Origin of the sequence: Rahnella variigena (genome assembly GCF_003610915.1) — a bacterium.
In the GTDB taxonomy this organism is placed as follows: Bacteria; Pseudomonadota; Gammaproteobacteria; order Enterobacterales; family Enterobacteriaceae; genus Rahnella; species Rahnella variigena.
The window spans coordinates 2,837,575-2,856,447 of record NZ_NSDJ01000001.1 but is presented as its reverse complement, the minus strand read 5'-3'; the positions used below and the strand labels follow the sequence as shown (position 1 = coordinate 2,856,447).

At 52.1% G+C, this 18,873-nt stretch carries 15 protein-coding genes and 1 tRNA gene; 12 read left to right on the top strand and 4 right to left on the bottom strand.

Translation table 11 applies throughout. From position 1 onward, the window contains the following. The first annotated feature begins 97 nt into the window (after positions 1-97). The 8 genes from CKQ54_RS13315 to CKQ54_RS13280 all read left to right on the top strand — a co-directional run bounded on the left by CKQ54_RS13315 (position 98) and on the right by CKQ54_RS13280 (position 7,803). The gene (locus CKQ54_RS13315) at positions 98-1,018 is read left to right on the top strand and encodes a PDR/VanB family oxidoreductase (RefSeq protein WP_120163441.1); all 921 of its coding nucleotides are present in this window, start codon (positions 98-100) and stop codon (positions 1,016-1,018) included. A 74-nt stretch (positions 1,019-1,092) separates the two neighbouring features. Continuing rightward, positions 1,093-2,373 (top strand): amidohydrolase family protein, encoded by a 1,281-nt coding sequence (locus CKQ54_RS13310; RefSeq protein ID WP_120163442.1) that lies wholly within the window; start codon positions 1,093-1,095, stop codon positions 2,371-2,373. Further along, positions 2,363-2,833 (top strand): RidA family protein, encoded by a 471-nt coding sequence (locus CKQ54_RS13305; protein WP_112289235.1) that lies wholly within the window; start codon positions 2,363-2,365, stop codon positions 2,831-2,833. The genes CKQ54_RS13310 and CKQ54_RS13305 overlap by 11 nt, the downstream gene beginning before the upstream one ends. Positions 2,834-2,853: 20 nt before the next feature. Continuing rightward, complete coding sequence (locus CKQ54_RS13300; RefSeq protein WP_120163443.1) at positions 2,854-3,735, top strand: creatininase family protein; 882 nt, start codon at positions 2,854-2,856, stop codon at positions 3,733-3,735. Between the two features lie 52 nt (positions 3,736-3,787). Beyond that, the gene (locus tag CKQ54_RS13295) at positions 3,788-4,732 is read left to right on the top strand and encodes an ABC transporter substrate-binding protein (protein WP_244220263.1); all 945 of its coding nucleotides are present in this window, start codon (positions 3,788-3,790) and stop codon (positions 4,730-4,732) included. Beyond that, positions 4,729-5,556 carry an ABC transporter ATP-binding protein gene (locus tag CKQ54_RS13290; protein WP_120163445.1) on the top strand — a complete coding sequence of 276 codons (828 nt, stop codon included), beginning with the start codon at positions 4,729-4,731 and terminating at the stop codon, positions 5,554-5,556. The genes CKQ54_RS13295 and CKQ54_RS13290 overlap by 4 nt, the downstream gene beginning before the upstream one ends. Positions 5,557-5,560: 4 nt before the next feature. After that, the gene (locus tag CKQ54_RS13285) at positions 5,561-6,376 is read left to right on the top strand and encodes an ABC transporter permease (protein WP_120163446.1); all 816 of its coding nucleotides are present in this window, start codon (positions 5,561-5,563) and stop codon (positions 6,374-6,376) included. Between the two features lie 26 nt (positions 6,377-6,402). Continuing rightward, the gene (locus tag CKQ54_RS13280; protein WP_120163447.1) at positions 6,403-7,803 is read left to right on the top strand and encodes an FAD-binding oxidoreductase; all 1,401 of its coding nucleotides are present in this window, start codon (positions 6,403-6,405) and stop codon (positions 7,801-7,803) included. An 82-nt stretch (positions 7,804-7,885) separates the two neighbouring features. Here the strand turns inward: CKQ54_RS13280 and katG are convergent, their stop codons facing one another. Next, positions 7,886-10,096, bottom strand: coding sequence for a catalase/peroxidase HPI (katG, locus tag CKQ54_RS13275; RefSeq protein ID WP_244220210.1), 2,211 nt, complete (start codon positions 10,094-10,096; stop codon positions 7,886-7,888). Positions 10,097-10,358: 262 nt separating this feature from the next. After that, on the bottom strand, positions 10,359-11,384 hold the full coding sequence (locus CKQ54_RS13270) for an LLM class flavin-dependent oxidoreductase (RefSeq protein WP_120163448.1): 1,026 nt from the start codon (positions 11,382-11,384) through the stop codon (positions 10,359-10,361). Positions 11,385-11,648: 264 nt separating this feature from the next. Here CKQ54_RS13270 and CKQ54_RS13265 point away from each other — a divergent pair. Continuing rightward, positions 11,649-11,724: transfer RNA gene (locus CKQ54_RS13265), tRNA-Asn, on the top strand. 264 nt (positions 11,725-11,988) lie between these two features. On the opposite strand, the gene CKQ54_RS13260 is transcribed toward CKQ54_RS13265, so the two are convergent. Both CKQ54_RS13260 and CKQ54_RS13255 read right to left on the bottom strand, forming a co-directional pair. Further along, entirely contained in the window at positions 11,989-12,333 is a 345-nt protein-coding gene (locus CKQ54_RS13260) for a TIR domain-containing protein (protein WP_244220209.1), read from the bottom strand. 13 nt (positions 12,334-12,346) lie between these two features. Next, positions 12,347-12,787 (bottom strand): hypothetical protein, encoded by a 441-nt coding sequence (locus tag CKQ54_RS13255; RefSeq protein WP_120163450.1) that lies wholly within the window; start codon positions 12,785-12,787, stop codon positions 12,347-12,349. 1,416 nt (positions 12,788-14,203) lie between these two features. Between CKQ54_RS13255 and CKQ54_RS13250 the strand changes: the two genes are divergently transcribed. Genes CKQ54_RS13250 through CKQ54_RS13240 form a run of 3 tightly spaced genes read left to right on the top strand, consistent with a single transcriptional unit; the run spans position 14,204 to position 18,865 of the window. Further along, the gene (locus CKQ54_RS13250; RefSeq protein ID WP_244220208.1) at positions 14,204-15,676 is read left to right on the top strand and encodes a Hint domain-containing protein; all 1,473 of its coding nucleotides are present in this window, start codon (positions 14,204-14,206) and stop codon (positions 15,674-15,676) included. Then, positions 15,636-17,429, top strand: coding sequence for a hypothetical protein (locus tag CKQ54_RS13245; protein WP_244220207.1), 1,794 nt, complete (start codon positions 15,636-15,638; stop codon positions 17,427-17,429). The genes CKQ54_RS13250 and CKQ54_RS13245 overlap by 41 nt, the downstream gene beginning before the upstream one ends. Further along, positions 17,426-18,865 carry a hypothetical protein gene (locus CKQ54_RS13240; protein WP_120163451.1) on the top strand — a complete coding sequence of 480 codons (1,440 nt, stop codon included), beginning with the start codon at positions 17,426-17,428 and terminating at the stop codon, positions 18,863-18,865. Before CKQ54_RS13245 ends, CKQ54_RS13240 begins: the two co-directional genes overlap by 4 nt. The last annotated feature ends 8 nt before the right edge of the window (positions 18,866-18,873 follow it).

Below are 18,873 nucleotides of genomic sequence, written 5' to 3'. Positions count from 1 at the left end.
CCCGGCTCTGCGCAGTAATGTACTTAAGACAGCGGGTTATGCGGTGAACGGATCGATGCCCCCTTTTATGAATGATTCATCAGAGAAAATACGGTAAATGACGATGAAAGATGCCGGATTAATTCCTGTCATAATTAAAACTGTGAAGTTAAATGGTGCGGGAAATATTTCCTTGCAGCTTATTTCGCAGGAAGGAAATCTATTACCGCCTTATTCTCCCGGCGCACACATTGACGTTTTTATTCCGGAACTCGGTCCGCGGCAATATTCTCTTTGCGGTGAAAACGGCAACGGGGAGTATTACGAAATCTGCGTGAAACTGGCGGAAAACTCCACCGGCGGCTCGCACTTTATTCATCATCATTTCCGCCCCGGCGACAGCCTGACCATTTCGGCGCCGCGCAATCATTTCCCTTTGCCCGACGCCGGTAAATATCTCTTCTTTGCCGGTGGTATCGGCATCACGCCGCTGCTGGCAATGGCGGAATATATTGCAAATCAACAGATTGAATTTGAACTGCATTACTTTGTTTCAGACAGTGAACACATCGCGTTTCTGCCGCGCTTAACTGCGCCCGCCTTAGCGAAAAATGTCTTTATACATGACAGCAGCGCAAACGATTCCCTGCGCCATAACACGCCGCTGAGTTTATGTCAGCCGGATGAGAATACGCGGGTAGTGGCCTGTGGCCCGGACGGATTTATTCAGCGCCTTGAAGACATTATGCGCACCCATCACTGGCAGGAAAATCAATTATCTTTCGAGCGGTTCAGTAATGCGAATATTGATAAGGATGCAGAAAATCAGGCATTTCATATCCAGCTTAACTCCACCGGGCAACGTTATTTAGTCGGCCCGAAACAGAGCATTGCTGAAGTCTTATTAAGCGCCAGAGTCGATATTATGCTGTCGTGCGAACAGGGTATTTGCGGTTCCTGTATTACTGACGTGATCGACGGTATTCCCGATCACCGCGACTGCGTGCTGACAGATGAAGAGAAAGCGGAGAACACGTAAATAACACTGTGCTGTTCGCGCTCCAAAAGTCCCGTTCTGGTTCTCGACCTGTAATGTCAACACGGAGCGACACAATGAACCTACCTGATACCGCCACACCGCTGAACGGCATTGCTAACGTTCGTCTGCCCGCGTGGCTGCTTCCCGCCGGATGGCCTTTGCAGGCTGGCGAACCGGTTACGGCAGATCTGCGTTTTGACGCAGGCAAAATTGCATCCGTGACGCCTTATCAGCCAGATCAAAATGATTTGTGGAACGCGCACGGCACACTGGCGCTGCCGGGGCTGATTGAACCCCACGCACATCTCGATAAAACCTTCACCATTGCCCGCAGCCGCCCGTCGACACCCGGTCTGCTGGCGGCGATTGAAACCCTGCATCAGGATCGTCAGCACTGGACGGCGGATGATTTGCGTCAGCGTGCCCGCAAGGGACTGGCGTGGGCAGCGGCGAATGGTGTGACCCGTTTACGCACCCACATTGACTGGTTCGACGTGGCTCCGCCGCTGGCCTGGCTGGAGCTGGGCGAGATGCCGCACACGAGCGTCACACTGGAACGGGTGGCACTGGCACCGCTGAGCTTTTTCGCCGACGCCGGCGCGGCTGACCGCATTGCCCGCGCAGTCGCAGAAAGCGGAAAGCATTGTCTGCTCGGTGGATTTATTCACTCCTCAAACTGGGATCCGGCGGCAATGCGCAATCTGATGCAAAGTGCCTCACGCTGGAAACTGAATCTGGATTTGCATATCGACGAAGAGCTTTCGCCGGTGGCGCACGGCCTGAGCTGGCTGGCTGATTACCTGTCACAAACTGATTTCAGCGGCCACATCTGTTGCAGCCACGGCTGTGCGCTGGCTTCGGGCAGTGAACAACAGGCGCAGGAGATTCTGAGTTTGCTGGCGGCGCAGCGCGTCACGCTGATTGCGCTGCCGATGACCAACCTGCTGTTACAGGATGCCGTCACCGGCCGCACGCCGCGCCAGCGCGGCATCACCCTGCTGAAAGAAGCGCAGACGGCGGGCGTTCCGCTGCTGCTCGGCTGCGATAACGTACAGGACGCTTTTTGTCCGGCGGGCAGTTATGACCCTCTGGATACGCTGACCTGCGCCCTGTTCGCACTTCAGCTTGATAACGTTTTTGATCAGCAGTCACGGCTTATTTGCGATGTCGCCGCCCTGACCGGTGAGGCGCCAGCCGCCCTGCCGCTTTCCCCAGGCAGCGATGCCAGTCTGGTTATCTTTCCGGGCAGCGACAGCCTGACCTGGCCTTTACACAGCGCAGCCCGCCTGGTTATCCGCCACGGCAGGCTGACCCACCAACGCACCTGGAATCAGGAGTTATCCCATGAGTCTTGAAGCGGGAGCGGGCAAACCGCTCGCCAGATATGCCGCATGGCGTCGCGCCGGTGATTTCGTTTTTCTCTCCGGCATCATTCCCGTCAACCCGCAGACAGCAACTATCGTGCGTGGTTTTCAGGATATCCCCGCCGAAGCGCGGCTGCTGCTGGGCGAAACCGGCGAATTCTCCACTGACGCCAAACAGGGGCCGATCCTCGCCCAGAGCTGGTATGTGCTGGAAAGCATCCGCCACACCATTGAAGACGCGGGCGGGCAAATGAGCGATGTGATCAAACTGGTGCAGTATTTTCGCAATCTCGATCACTTCCCGTATTACAGCCGGGTCAGAAAACTTTTTTATCCCGGACAACCGCCGGTTTCCACCGTGGTGCAGGTCAGTGAAATGCTGCCAGATGCCGGGGTGCTGATTGAAGTCGAAGCCACCGCCTGGTTACCGCAATCCCGCTCAACCCAATAACGTCAGACCCGAGGCACAGCATGATTAACGGTTATATTCCTGCAAATCGTTTTCTCCCTTTTCTGAGCTGGACGGCCATCGCTGCCCTGCCTGATAAAGCCAATACGGTGATCGTCCTGCCGACCGGCGCGATTGAGCAACACGGCCCGCATCTGCCGTGTTCGGTGGACAGCGTGATCTCCTCCGGTGTGGCGGGTCATGCGCTGGCGCGGCTGGCGCAAGATATTCCGGCTTACGCCATTCCACCGATCACCTACGGCAAATCTGACGAACACCTGAATTTCCCCGGTACGCTGACCTTAACCGGCGACACGCTGTTGCAGACGATTTTAGAAATTGCCGAATCGCTGTACCGCGCCGGGTTCCGCAAGCTGCTGATGATTAACGGTCATGGCGGGCAACCGCAGGTGCTGCAAATGGCCTCGCGGGAAATGCGCCTGCGTCACGGCGACATGATCATGATCCCGCACGACGTGTTCCGCGTGCCGAATGTCGAAAACCAGTTCCTGAGTCCGCTGGAGCAAAAAATGGCGATGCACGCCGGTCACAGCGAAACCGCGGTGATGCTGGCGCTGGCACCGGAATGTGTCCACATCGAACACGCGGTCGCTAATTATCCGCCGGAGTTCCCGTGCCCGACGCTGTCATCAGGCCGCCCTGCCGCCGCCTGGGCTTCCTATGATTTTGGCCCGAGTGGCGTGATCGGCGACCCGACCGGCGCGACCGCTGAACAGGGTCATGCAATTCTTGATTCGCTGGCGGCGAGCTGGGCGCAGGCGATCACCGAAATCCATCACATGCAATGGAAAGCACGCAGTGAGCCCACCTGGGGAAAACACCACTGGAACGGCTTTGTGCAAACCAGCTTCACTCCTCCTTCGTCTTCTCTGGCCTCTGAATAAAGGAATTCTCACGATGAAAACACAGCGTCCCTTCACTTACAGCCTGCTGGCCATGCTGCTGGCCGGGGTTTCCACCTCCGGCATGGCGGAAGAGAAATTTACCTTTCTGACCAACTGGTACGCGCAGGCGGAGCATGGTGGTTTTTACGAGGCGCAGGCCAAAGGGTTGTACAAAACTGCCGGGCTGGATGTCAGCATCAAAATGGGCGGCCCGCAGGTTAACGTGATGCAACTGATGGCCGCCGGACAGGCTGACTGTACGCTCGGCGACAACGGTCAGGCGCTGGAAACCTGGCAGGCAGGCGTACATGCGGTGACTGTGGCAACAGTGTTCCAGCATTCGCCGACGGTGTTTATCAGCCATGACAAAGTGGAGAAAGGTCAGGCGCTGAAAGACAAAACCTTCCTGCTGGCGACCGAGGCTTATACCTCTTTCTGGCCGTGGGCGAAGAGTGAACTGGGGCTGGGGAGCGCCAAAATCCGCCCTTACACCTTCAGCGTGCAGCCCTTCCTGGCGGACAATAATCTGGTGCAACAGGGGTATGTCACCTCCGAGCCTTTCTCGATCGAAAAAGGCGGCAAACCGTTCTACGTCTACATGCTCAGCGACTGGGGTTATCCGCCGTACGGCAACTCGATTATCTGCATGGCGGATACCGTTAAAAAACGTCCGGCAGCGGTGGCGGCTTTCGTGAAAGCCTCGATGCAGGGCTGGAAAGAATATTTGCAGGATCCGACCGCGGGCAACCAGCTAATTACCCAGGCCAACCCGCGTATGGGAGCCGACCAGATTGCCTTCGGTATCGCGCAGATGAAGAAGTATGAGCTGGTGACCGGCGGCGACGCGCAAACCAGCGGTATCGGTATCATCACGGAACCACGTCTGAAAAAGACCTGGGACATGCTGGTGAAAAACAAACTGATCGACGCGGATAAAGTGCCGTTTGAGCAGACTTATACCCTCGACATGATCAAAGACGCGAAGGTAATGCCATGAATTCAGCCCCCAAACTGACCGTGATGAGCGATGTCCGCTCCGCAAATCCTCCGCCGGTTCCGGCTATCGAAGTGCTGTCGGCGGAGAAAATTTACAGCAACGGCACGCGCGCTCTATTGCCGGTCAATCTGACCATCAATCAGGGCGAATTCGTCACCCTGCTCGGCCCGTCGGGATGTGGCAAAAGTACACTGCTGAAAATGGTCGCCGGGCTGACGGAACCCAGCGACGGCAAGCTGGTGCTGTGGCGGCGCGACAGCCGGGAAAAAACACAGGTGCCGCTGTCGTTCGTGTTTCAGGAAGCCACGCTGATGCCGTGGAGCAATGTGCAAAATAACGTGCGCCTGCCGCTGGATCTCGCCGGTGTTCCCCGCGCCGAAGCCAACACCCGCGTCAGTGAGGCGCTGGAACTGGTCGGTCTGGGTAAATTTGCCAGCGTCCTGCCACGCGAATTGTCGGGCGGTATGCAGATGCGCGTGTCGATTGCCCGCGGCCTGGTGACGCGTCCGAAACTGCTGCTGATGGATGAACCCTTTGGCGCACTGGATGAAATCACCCGCAACAAGCTCGACAGCGATCTGCTGCGCCTGTGGCGGGAACAGGGGCTGACGGTGGTGTTCGTCACCCACTCGATCCACGAAGCGGTGTTTCTTTCGCAGCGGGTGATCATGATGGCTGCCCGTCCGGGGCGCGTGGTGGAAGATATCGCCATTACCGAACCCTTCCCGCGCAGCGAAGATTTCCGCGTCAGTCCGGCGTTTTCACGCTATGCGAAGCAGTTACAAGACAGCCTGCTGCAAGCCAGCCAATCGGGTATGGAGTAACGGTATGCAAACTCAAAAAGCTTCTCCGTGGATCAACAACCCCACGTTTCGCAAAGTGCTGTATCCGGCGGTGGTCGCCGTGGTGGTGATTTTACTGTGGCAGGGTTGGGTGAGCTATTTCAAAATCCCCCAGTTTCTGGTGCCTTCACCGGTGGTGATGCTGCAAAGCCTGTGGACCAATCTGGGTTCGCTGATGATGTCGCTGCTGTTTACGCTGAAAATCACCCTGATCTCGTTTTTGCTCTCGATCGTCATCGGTTCGTTAGTGGCTTTCGTGCTGGTGCAGAACCGTTTTGTGGAAACCGCACTGTTCCCGTACATCGTGTTTTTGCAGGTGACGCCGATCGTGGCCATCGCGCCGCTGATCATCATCTGGGTCAAGGACACCACGCTGTCGCTGGTGGTGTGTTCGACACTGATGGCGGTGTTCCCGATTATTTCAAATACCACGCAGGGACTGCGCAGCGTATCACCGGGCCTGCTGAGTTATTTCCAGCTGAACCACGCCAGCCGCCTGCAAATTCTTATCCGTTTACGCATTCCTTCTGCCCTGCCGTATTTTTTCGGCGCGCTGCGCATTTCCAGCGGCTTGTCGCTGATCGGTGCCGTAGTGGCTGAATTCGTGGCGGGCACCGGCGGCAATAACACCGGTCTGGCCTATCAGATATTGCAGGCGGGATATCAGCTGGACATTCCGCTGATGTTTGCCGCGCTGCTGCTCATTTCACTCACCGGTATCGCCCTGTTTGGCGTGATGTCGTGGATTTCGAAACGCGTCCTCAGCGCGTGGCATGAAAGCGAAGCCGTGCAATCTCATTAATCTCATTTAATTCAGGCAGGAAGAATATGAACAGTGAACAACGTCAGCACGCGCTTGCCCTGATTCAGCAGGCGCTTCCCGATCTCGACTGGACTTTGCAGGCGACGAAGGTCAAACGCCTTTCGCGCGATTTTCACTGGTTCAGTCCCGTTCTCAAACAGCAACTGGAAGATAAACAGGCCGATGCGGTGGTCAGGCCGCGCAGCGAAGAAGAGCTGATTTTGCTGGTGAAAGCCTGCGTTCAGCACCGGTTACCGCTGATTTTGCGCGGTGGCGCGACCGGCAACTACGGCCAGCTGGTGCCGCTGGAAGGTGGCATTCTGGTGGATATGACCGGCTTTAATCAGGTCTGCGAAATGGCTGACGGCGTGGTGCGTGCCCAGGCGGGGATCCGGCTGGCGGAGATTGAAACCCTGACCCGTCCGGCAGGCTGGGAGCTGCGCTGTATGCCCTCCACTTACCGGCTCGCCAGCCTCGGCGGCCTGTACGGCGGCGGTTTCGGCGGTATTGGTTCCATCAACTACGGCCCGCTCGGCGCGCCGGGCAATGTGCTTAGCGTTAAAGTCATGACCATGGAAGCCGAACCGCGCATTCTGCACGTTCCTGCCCCGCAGGCGCTGCTGCTGCATCACGCTTACGGCAGCAACGGCATTGTTCTCGAGGTTGAACTGGCGCTGGCACCGGTTCATCAGTGGATTGAACGGCTGGACGTTTTCGATGATTTTACCGATGCACTGGATTACGCCAATGCCTTTGCCCGATCACCGGGGCTGGTCAAACGCCAGCTGGCGCTGTTCGCCGCGCCGATCCCGTCATACTTCAGCCATCTGAACGGACATTATCAGGCCAGCCAGCACGCGGTAATCAGCGTGATTGCGCAGGAAAGCGAAGGTTTTTGCGCCCCTCTGCTGGAAAAGTACCGCGGCCACAGTGCCGTGCGTCAGTCCGCCGGAGAAGCGCGCGAGGCCAATGCGTCGCTGATGGAATATTGCTGGAACCACACCACCTTGCACGCGCTGAAAATCGACAGCACCCTGACCTATTTACAGACGGCGTTTAATTATACGAATTATCGCCAGCAGATTATCGATATGGCGAATTTATTTGGCGATGAAGTTATGTCGCATATTGAATTCCTGCGTGACAATGACGGAAATATAACCGCCAGCGGTTTACAATTAGTGCGTTATTCCACTGAAGAAAGATTGAACGAAATAATGATGACCTTCCGTGATAATGACGTAAAAATAAATAACCCGCATGTTTATCAAATTGAAGATGGCAAACAGGGAGAAATTAAACCTGACGTCGTTTCAGTTAAAAAGTGCCTTGATCCCAGTGGGTTACTCAACCCCGGCAAACTCCGCGGCTGGGATGTCCGCGACACCCTGATATTAGATAACGATCCTCTGTTATTGAATGAATGAATGAATGAATGAAAAAAAACCCGCTTAACAACATTAAGCGGGCTTTTTGCTTTCAAACGATTATTTCAGATCAAAGTTCAGATCAAAGCTCGAATCTGTCCAGATTCATCACTTTGGTCCACGCCGCGACAAAGTCTTTCACGAACTTCTCTTTGGCGTCACTGCTGGCGTAAACCTCAGCGTTGGCACGTAATATGGCATTCGAGCCAAACACCAGATCGGCACGCGTGGCGGCGAATCTGACTTCTCCGCTGACGCGATCACGCCCTTCGAAACGTTCACCGGTGCTATCCGTTGGTTTCCATTCGGTACGCATATCCAGCAGATTCGCGAAGAAATCAGTGTTCAGTTCACCGGTTTTTTCCGAGAAGACGCCCAGATTGCTGCCGTCGTAGTTAGCCCCCAGCGCACGTAATCCGCCCACCAGCACCGTTAATTCCGGCACGGTCAGGGTCAGTTGCTGCGCCTTGTCGATCAGCAGATTCTCCGTCGAGGTATTGGCTGATTCACCGCGGTAGTTTCGGAAACCGTCCGCTTTTGGTTTCAGCAATTCGAACGACTCAACATCCGTCTGATCCTGACGCGCATCCACACGACCTGGCGTGAATGGCACTTCGATATCAACGCCAGCCGCTTTCGCCGCCTTTTCAACACCGACCACACCCGCCAGCACGATCACATCCGCCAGTGACACTTTCTGCAATGACTGCTGGATAGATTCCAGAGCCGGCAGCACGCGGGCTGCAACGGCATTCACGTCCCAGTCTCTTTGCGGGCGCAGCGCCAGACGCGCACCGTTTGCGCCCCCGCGTTTGTCGCCGCCACGGAAGGTTGACGCCGACGCCCACGCCACTGACACCAGTTCACTGACGCTCAGATCCGACGCGGCAATTTTCTCTTTCAGTTGCGCGATATCCGCACCTGTCGGGTGATACACCGGAACCGGCAACGGATCCTGCCAGATGAGATCTTCTTTCGGCACTTCCGGTCCGATATAACGGGCTTTTGGCCCCATATCGCGGTGGGTCAGTTTGTACCATGCGCGGGCAAATGCTTCGTTAAAGGCCTGAGGATCGCCGTGGAAACGACGGGAAATCTTCTCGAATTCCGGGTCAAAACGTAGCGTCAGGTCAGTCACCAGCATGGTCGGTTTGCGTTTTTTCGACGTATCGAACGGATCAGGAATAATATCCGGCGCATCGGCGGCTTCGAACTGAATCGCACCCGCCGGACTGCGGGTCTGCACCCACTCGTATTTAAACAGGTTCTCGAAGAAGTAATTGCTCCACTGCGTCGGGGTCTGCGACCAGATCACTTCCAGACCGGAGGTGATGGCATCCGCGCCGACGCCGCTGCCGTGGCTGCTTTTCCAGCCCAGACCTTGTGATTCAATCGGTGCGGTTTCAGGGTCAACACCCACCTGATCGGCAGGACCTGCGCCGTGCGTTTTACCGAGTGTGTGACCACCGGCAATCAGCGCGACGATCTCTTCATCGTTCATGCCCATATTGCCGAACGTGGCACGAATGGCCGGCGCAGCGGAAGCCGGATCACCACTGTGGTTCGGGCCTTCCGGGTTGACGTAAATCAGCCCCATTTCCGTAGCGCCCAGCGGCGATTTCGCCAGTTCCTCAGGATGACGATGTTCCAGCCAGGTGGTTTCATCGCCCCAGTTGATATCCTGATCCGGTTCCCAGACGTCTTCACGCCCGGCACCAAAACCGAAGGTGCGGAAACCGGAGTTTTCCAGCGCCACGTTACCCGCCAGAATATACAAATCGGCCCAGGAAATTTTCTGACCGTATTTTTGTTTCACCGGCCACAACAGTCGGCGTGCTTTATCCAGACTGACGTTATCCGGCCAGGAGTTGAGTGGTGCGAAACGTTGCTGGCCGCGACCTGAACCGCCGCGCCCGTCAATGGAGCGATAAGTTCCTGCGCTGTGCCATGCAAGACGAATGAACAGACCGATATAACTGCCCCAGTCCGCCGGCCACCAGGGCTGCGAAGCAGTGAGCACCCCTTTGAGGTCGGCTTTTAATGCGGAGTAATCCAGTTTGGCGAATTCTTTGCGGTAATCAAAAGTTTCGCCCAACGGGTTTGAGCGATTTGAGTGCTGGTTCAGCAGGTCAACCCTGAGCTGGTTAGGCCACCAGTCACGATTATTGGTCCCGCCGCCAGAGGCTTTATTGGTGTTTCCTTCATGGAAAGGACATTTACCGGTACCGGCTTCTCTGTCTGCTTCAACAATTGGCTTTGCGTCGTTTGCTTCTTCATCAATAGAACTGCTCATGCTCACACTCCTGTTATGTAGTCTCATTGCTACTCTATACGCGGATTTAAACAACTCACATCTGAATCACCCTATGTATTTGATAGACTTTGCCTTAGGACTTATGTGCGATTTTTGCGTGTTTAATCATCAAAATGCTTTTTGCTCTGATTATAGAATAGCCACTTAATCGCCGGGGCTTCTTTGCGAGTGTCGCAAAATGAAAAAAGCCCGCTGAGTTTCCAAAGGCGGACTTTTGTTTTCTTAAAACTTTCTTCAGCGGTTATTCACGCCAGCCCATCGCAGGCGCAACGTGTTTGAGAATCGATTCAATCACATGCACGTTGTAATCCACGCCGAGCTGATTCGGCACGGTGAGCAATAACGTATCGGCTTCGGCAATCGCTTCATCCTTTTTGAGCTGTTCGATCAAAAACTCAGGAGAAGCCGCGTAGCTGCGTCCGAAAATTGCCCGTGTCTTCTCGTCGAGGAAACCGACCTTATCGCCGTCATTACTGCTGCCGCCGAAATAAGCACGGTCGCGGTCATCCATCAGGGCAAAAATGCTGCGACTGACCGATACCCGTGGCGTACGGGTGTGTCCCGCTTCGGCCCAGGCTTCGCGATAGGCGCGAATTTGTTTCGCCTGCTGAATATGGAATGGCTCGCCGGTTTCGTCATCTTTCAGCGTCGAGCTTTGCAGATTCATCCCCAGTTTCGCCGCCCATACGGCAGTGGCGTTCGAACCCGCGCCCCACCAGATACGATCACGCAAGCCTTCAGAATGCGGTTCCAGACGCAACATTCCCGGTGGATTTGGAAACATCGGTTGCGGATTCGGTTTCGCAAAACCTTCGCCACGCAGCGCATCCAGCAGCACTTCAGTGTGACGCCGCGCCATATCCGCTTCCGTTTCCCCTTCTGCCGGCTGGTAGCCAAAATAGCGCCAGCCGTCGATCACCTGTTCCGGCGAACCCCGGCTGATACCCAGCTGTAAACGCCCGCCGGAGATCAGATCTGCCGCGCTGGCGCTTTCCGCCATATACAGCGGATTTTCGTAACGCATATCAATAACGCCGGTGCCGATCTCAATCTTGTTGGTCTTCGCGCCGACCGCTGCCAGCAGCGGGAACGGTGAAGCGAGCTGACGGGCAAAATGATGCACGCGGAAATACGCGCCGTCCGCGCCCAGTTCTTCGGCTGCGACAGCCAGATCGATAGATTGCAGCAACGCATCCGCCGCCGAGCGGGTGCCTGACTGAGGCGATGGTGTCCAGTGACCAAATGATAAAAATCCAATATTTTTCATCGTAAATGCATCCTCAAAGTGCGCAAAGCGATGTGCCAGCCCGCTCGTTTGAGGACTGGCGCAATGATACGTTTACTTTACGCGCCTCAGGATGAGAATAAATATCAGTTGTTTAACAAAGCGGTTCAGTTTATTTGAAGGACATGGGTCATTTTTGCTTATTTTTTAGTAACCTGAACAAAAACTCTCCCATCGAAACGCAGAAGTAAAAAAACCGTTGCTCCCGACTTCATCCCCCGTTATTATGCGCCCCGTTCACACGATTCCTCTGTAGTTCAGTCGGTAGAACGGCGGACTGTTAATCCGTATGTCACTGGTTCGAGTCCAGTCAGAGGAGCCATATTAGAGAAGCCCGCCTAAGGAAACTTAGGCGGGCTTTTTGTGTTTGGGAGATTGAGGTCGCAGGGGAATGGCGTTAAAAACGTATAGACGCGATTATTCATAAATTTTTTCGCCGATTATAAATATCGATAACAATCATTCATTACAATAGAACCTGTTTAAAAAACGAGAAAATTTAGTTGCAAATCAATAAAATAATTAATTAGTAGTTATTTTTGACACCAAATGATTAAATTGTATTTATGAACCTATTTTACATTTTTTATTTAAGGGTTCTGATGGTAAATAGAGGGTGCGATAATAACATTAGCTCCAAATTTTTCAGGGTATTAATCTTATCGAATTCAGCTTTAACTATAATGATTGGAATGCTACGTTTTTTGGCCTCCTCAAGTTCCCAACGAACCCACTTTGAAGAAAATATTGAATTTGAAGCAATTAAAATAATTAAATTTGCTTGCAATAACATGAACTCGACATGGCGCTGTTTATCTTTAGCAGTATTATGCAACAGATCAATATAGCAATGACCAACGGTTGATAGAACATCAGATATAGACTCTAATAGTTCTTTATCAATATAATCATCTCTGGTCGTATAGCTCACAAAAATATTCATACTACTTACCAAAGTGTACATAGAAAAGCCATCCAACAACCTCAATGAAGGCAAATGCATAGTAAAGAACCATTGAATGATTAAATGCTGCTTTACGCCAGGTTACATCAAGATTCTCAGAAGGATAGTTTTCAATAGAGTTCCGAGTAGCTAATGCAAGCAACTTTTTATTCATAGCAATGCGAGTTTTTCTCTGAAAATAATATGCAGAAAAATCAGCAATCCAGAAACCAAAACATAGAATGAATGTAATATAAAAATAGGAGTGATCGAGTTTACCATCGGTAAGCTTTGCTAATACAGCTAACGTGGCGCCTATAAGTCCTACGCATATTTTTTTGAACTCAAAACAACTTTTACTCATTTGAAGCGTTGCTTCATGGAGTTGATTGATGATTACCCAATCAAGTTCGTCCTCACAAGATTTCTTATACTCTTCCATTTATTTTAACCTTCTTTCCTAATATTGGTAAAAGCGTCATAAGACTACAGAAGTGAAATTACCTTTGTACAAAAATTGTTTCATAAATGAAACATGAGTTTTATAGAGAGTTAGTTCCCCTTACACCTCACCATACGATTACCTAAGCTAGCGCTATCGCAAAAATTATTCAACAGATTACTGCTAACCAATTGAATTAATGCAGGTAATATCAATGATTCTAACGTAGAAACTAAGACATCTGTACCCTTCAATTTAAACACCAGAATGTTGACCACATCTTCAGCTGATACAAAACCAACATTCAGCCCTCTTAATCTATCCCCTAACCAAAGCCCACTGTCTGACGAGAGGGCTTAATCCCAAAGCAATAATGTCCGCTGATATTGAAAATTGCGCGATGAAAAGATCCTTGAAGGGTGTGATGCAGAAAGCCCCGGTGATGCAGGATGAAATATTTGGTTCCTACCCTCTGCACTTACTTCAAAAGTAAGTGCATTTATTGAATTCTTAGAAGCTGAGATACAAGCCACACGCCAAGCAATTGTCCTGCCCGGATTTCATGCCCTTATAAACATTACACAATCTTATGTATCTAGCCATTTCCGACTGAAATCCTGGCATTGAGAGTCTGAATCGTCGTCACCCCCGCTACAAACCTGCCTGTCGGCTGCTTGAATTCGGTCAGTCACTCGTCCGTTCTCTCCATAAGAAATGTCATTTTCAGTAATGGCGAAAAAATATTTTTAATCATTAATTTCAATTAATTAAAAACATCACACTGACTGATGCTGGTGAGAAAAACACGACACCCTGCGACATAACCCATTGAGATTTCATTGACTTGCCACTTGCAGCACTGCACATCTCCTCTTTTTTCGCTGCCAGATAATTCTTAATATTTTTTTATGGGTTGATTGATCTTCTTTGCTTTGTTGCTATTGTTGATTAAGTCAGCAATGACGCGCAGCGAAAACAATAATTAGCTCTCATTATGGAACACATACTCATATGAACATTTGACTGTGTTTTTTAAAAAAGGCGTGCCTGCATGTCAGGACATGTCGCTGATAATAATCATTCCACTTTGCCCCTTTGAAATATTAAGGTCTCGCAGACTATTGCCCGAAGTTATTTATGGCAGATACTGTGACACCCTGCTCCCAATATCAGGCTGAAAAAGTTTGGTTTCTGTTTATTCAACAAACTAACTTAACAATGATTCAATCATTGTATGGATCCTGATGGCATTCTTTCTCAATGCCATTTGCGCAGCCTTATGTCTGAATTTTATTGGGTGCCGATGATATGACTACACAAACTTATACAGCAGATGAAAAAAGTATTATTAAAAATGTTATCAACCAGTATGGAAATAAAGGGGTTTTTATTATTGAACCCGGCAACACTGAGTTGGTGAATTTTTATGATATCCAGCTAAAACTTTCCGGTTTGACATCGGGTCGCTCCCCCCAATTTACGCAATGCTGGCAGGAAACCAAACGACTTAAACGCAGTGCCGGCCTGCTGAGCCAGGCAGCCACTGACACCGTCAGGCCGGTATACAGCATTGTGCGCGTTGATACTGTGGACGGGAAAAACTACCGTACCGATGCCGTTGGCTCACTGCCCGTTTCTGCCACCAATGTGACACAAACGCTGGGATTATTTGACGGCGAGGCCAGCAATACCGGTGCGGTGAAATATACCCAGAACTTCGTTAACGCGTCAGACTGCGTGATCAGCGCAGACGGCGTATATCCGGGTGTAGCCGGTTCCCCGGTGACGGTAATTTACACTTTCGCGCAAACCATTAATAATCAAACCTTTTACGGCGCGGAAATCATTACTACCCAGAGTTACCCGAAAGAAATATTCAATGACTCCCCGCGAACGATTAAAAATCCCAACGAAATTAAAATCTGCTTAACGCGCGACGAGCCTGACTGCGATTACCGGCAAACCAGTTCATGGGACGGCATCGTCAGCGTCCCGATTAAAGGCTACGTCACCTACGGCGGGGATATCGATGTCAGCGGCGGCAAACCGGTCAACGGAATGAGCAGTATCTACCTGATACGCACCCGCGCCGGCGGCGACCCGATCCTGCCCTACGCAGGCTTTGATTTCTTCGATGCTAAAAACTCTTCTGTTGCCGGTAACAAAATCAACTGGGATCTTAACTGGTTAAAGTTTAATAAGGTCAACTTTGATTCCGGCGAAATGGTTTATTATGTTTTCAAGCTCATTATTAATGTTTCAGGCAAAAGCATCGCGGCATTTATCACCAACGCGCCCAAAAACATTGTTCCCGGCCAAATGTTTTTAAATACCGTGACTATTAAGCCGATGAAAATCGTTTACGGCTGCCTGCACGAAAACACCAAAATAATGATGCATGACGGCAGTGAGAAAGTGATCTCAGCGATCAGAACCGGCGAAAGCGTCAAAACAATAAATAACGGGTCGCTGAGGGTAGAAAACATCACCACCGGTCAGGAAAAGCATTGTATTAAAATCTCTGCGCGGGATCGGAATAATAATACACTCAACGTCATTACCAGCCCCGGTCATCCATTTATCACCCCTGTGGGCATTATTATTGCCCGACAACTTAAATTAGCGGACAAACTGCTCACCCTCACGGGCGAGGCTGAAATAACTGACATTCAGCCACAGAACGATGAAGCGACGGTATATAACCTGCAACTGTCTGCTGAAAAGACAGATGAAAATACCCTGTACGCCAATCATATTTTGGTGGGTGATATCCAGATGCAAAGATTGCATGAAGATAAATATCATCAACAGCCCGTGAATATCCTGAGCCAGCTCCCCGAAGAATGGCATGAAGATTATCAAAACCATCTCAACGCAACGGGTGAGTAACATCATGTATCAGGGATATCCGGACTTCCAAAATATGATAACGACTGCCACGCAGCGGTTTATCGGCAGTTATCTGCAGAATGATGCTTATTACCTTTATCCTGAATCTCTCGGTATTCAGGCGGCTGACCCGTTGCCCTTCTCTCTGGATATTGTCCGCAGCAGCAGTGCAGACAGTATTTATGGCTGGCTGAATTTCACGACTGAACTTCAGTATGCCAGCGGAGAAAGCCTGGCAGAATTTAAGCAACAGCACCCGGATAAAGCGGTGAATATTCTGCCACTGGTCGCGGGCAGCCTGGGGTTTGACGTGCCGGTTGAATATCACAGTGCCCTGCGGGAACAGAGCTTTGATGCGACCTGGTATTCGGCACAATACATCCAGTTTATTATTTTGCTGAATTCAGACAGTACTCAGCTGATCGAAAATACCCTGCTGGATAAAACGGTCGGATTTAATGCGCGGGTGGACGGCTTTGTTCAGGGCGTGTCTCCGCGCCTGCCTTATTCCGTCGAATTTGATCCCCATGCGCTGATGCTGACGTTAACCCGCGATGTGCCGGGCAAACCCACGGCTGACGGCAGTCAGGTCGCGTTCAGCTACGACCAGCTGACCCAATATCTGTACCAGAATATCCGCCTGCTGCCGCTGACTGTCAGCCCCGCACTGCCGGATAACGATCCCGCCGCGATCCGGCTTTTCTGTCAGGCATTCCTTGACCGGCTATACGAGCAAACCGGTTCACCCTGTGCGGGTCCGGCGAATAACAATACGGCCATGATCTGCCTGCAAGCCCAGCCGCAAAGCGGGCGGGTGATATTCAACCTTGATACCGAAATGCTTGCCCTGCGTCCGTTATCCTTTTTGCTCGATCCCTTCGCCGCTGCGCAACAAATCGCAAAAACTGCGCCGGATACCATTATCCACCGTTCCACCACGCCGCCATTACCGGAAGGCAAACGGGCGATCGACGTTTTCTATACCGCCCCGACCGGGCTGGACAGCAGTGTCTCTGTGGATATTCAGCTCACCTTACCGGCGGGTGATATTTATCCGCAGAAACAGACCCAGACCCAGATACTGACGCCGGATCAGAGCCGTTTGTCGTTTAGCTTTTTTACCAGTTCCCTGGCTGCGAGCCCCTTTTTCTACCAAATCCGCGTTAACTATTCGCAGGGAGGAAAATGGCACAGGCGGGAGAGTGATGCACTGCCCTGCAATGACGCTTTCCTGGTGCTCGATCCCGCTGCCTTGCCGTGTCAGTTTCTGACTATCAGCCTCGATGAAGGCTTTGCCCTGCAAAGTACGCTTCACGGAACCTGTCATTCTGACGGCTGGCCGCTGGAGTTCGTGTTAACCGCAAAAACGCCCGTTTTCAGCTATCCGGTTATCGGCAATACCTTTGCCGACGTGGAAGCCCGCGCGTTATCAGGATCCGGCGTGGTCCCGCTACCCGCGCCGGTGACGCTGACCACCACTATCGGAGCCTACAGTTTCCCGCAGTTCGGATCACAACAGGCGCGGATAACGGTCAATTTGCCGGAAGGCATAACCGCGGCAACATTCGAATTTGAACCGCAAATTCCAATACACATCACGCCCCGGAGCTTCACTCATCAGCAAAACACATTCGACTACAAGTGGACGGTCACTTCTGTTTTTGCCTGCGGATATCGCTACAGAAGCGAAGGAGACCCGTGGTCGGCTGTGGTGACCGGCGATCAGACGATTGATTATAAAGGTGAAAAATGAACACTGACGCGAACAACCCGCAACACATGTTGCAGAACTTCTTCCTGCTTGGACGGGCCTTTGCCTTTCACGACCAGACGCGGCCACCGCAGGACTACACCTATGGCAGTTTTATCCCGCAGGTTGTACAGGACACGCCCGCAGGGCAAATCAGCGCACTGCATTTACTGACCAGCCCCGGCGGCGGAATGGCAACTTTTATCGCGCCGAATCAGCCCGTCGATACCGCGGCGCTGGAAGCCTATATCAGAGCGCATTTCATCCCGTCGCCGGGTGAAATAAACCTGATACAGGCCGATGTCAGTCAGTCACTGTTTTTGCGCTTTATCCGCCAGCCTGAAACGGACAGCTATGACGTTGAGTTCGAGGAATCCCGTATGGCGCTGACCCATGCGGAAAGCGCACAACTGGAGAGTGCGATCAAAGGGGACAAAAACCGGGTGTATCTGCTACCCCGCAGCCAGTTCAGTGTCAGCAGTCGTGCGGCGGCCAGGCTGGAAACGGACTGGGTGGCATTTTTAACACTGGCGTTCAATGAAGATGCGCGCCAGCCGGATGCTGTCGCCCTGCTGCTAAATCAGCAAATTGATGCCGGGGTGATCACCATGCCGGAGCAGTTTGATAATACCCCGTCGGAACAGACACAGGATCTGGTGAGAAATTCGCTGGTCAGCACGGCCTCCCTGCTGGTCTGTAATACGCTGCGTAATATCCATTCCGTGGATGAGATCCCCAACCACATCAGCTATGACGTCAGTTACAGCAACAGCGTGCCGCAACAATATCTACTGGCACAACAACAGGATATCGCTGAGCTGCTGGGCAAGTTACCCGCCGGTAACATCATCAGTTTTACCCCGACGCCATTGCCTGAACCCAGCCGCCCGGACAAACCGGTGGTTACCCGCGAATGTCACGTCAGCCTCGGTTTCACCCCGTCCGGCTTCAACATCATGTCGGTTGATTTGTGTTACGGCGATGAGCAGACGCCGATGCCGTGGCCCAACTTCACACCGGTCACGCTTAAAACCACATCGGACATCAGCACAATCACGCTCAGGGTGAAATTTTCTGACTACAGCGATTACGAGACGCAGCTTCGCTGGCAGGACGATATCGCGCTTACGCCGCAGGAACTGGGTTTTTACAGCGTCCTGTTTGAAGCCGAATCCCTGAAAAAAGACTTCAAATCAATCAAAGGCACGGCCACGTATCAGCCTGCCGGTGTGGCAAAACGACAATCTTTTAACCTCGCCTTTTCCGGTCAATCGCAGTGGCAGGCCAACTGGTGGATCAACACGCATTTTGCCGGTCTGAACGGCGAAATTGAGTACAGCTGGATCGGAGATTTGAAAAATACATTGTTTCCCAAAACCTACGACTCTGGCCGCCTGAAGGCCACCGTCAGCCCCGTCAAACTGCAATACAACAAGTGATATAAACA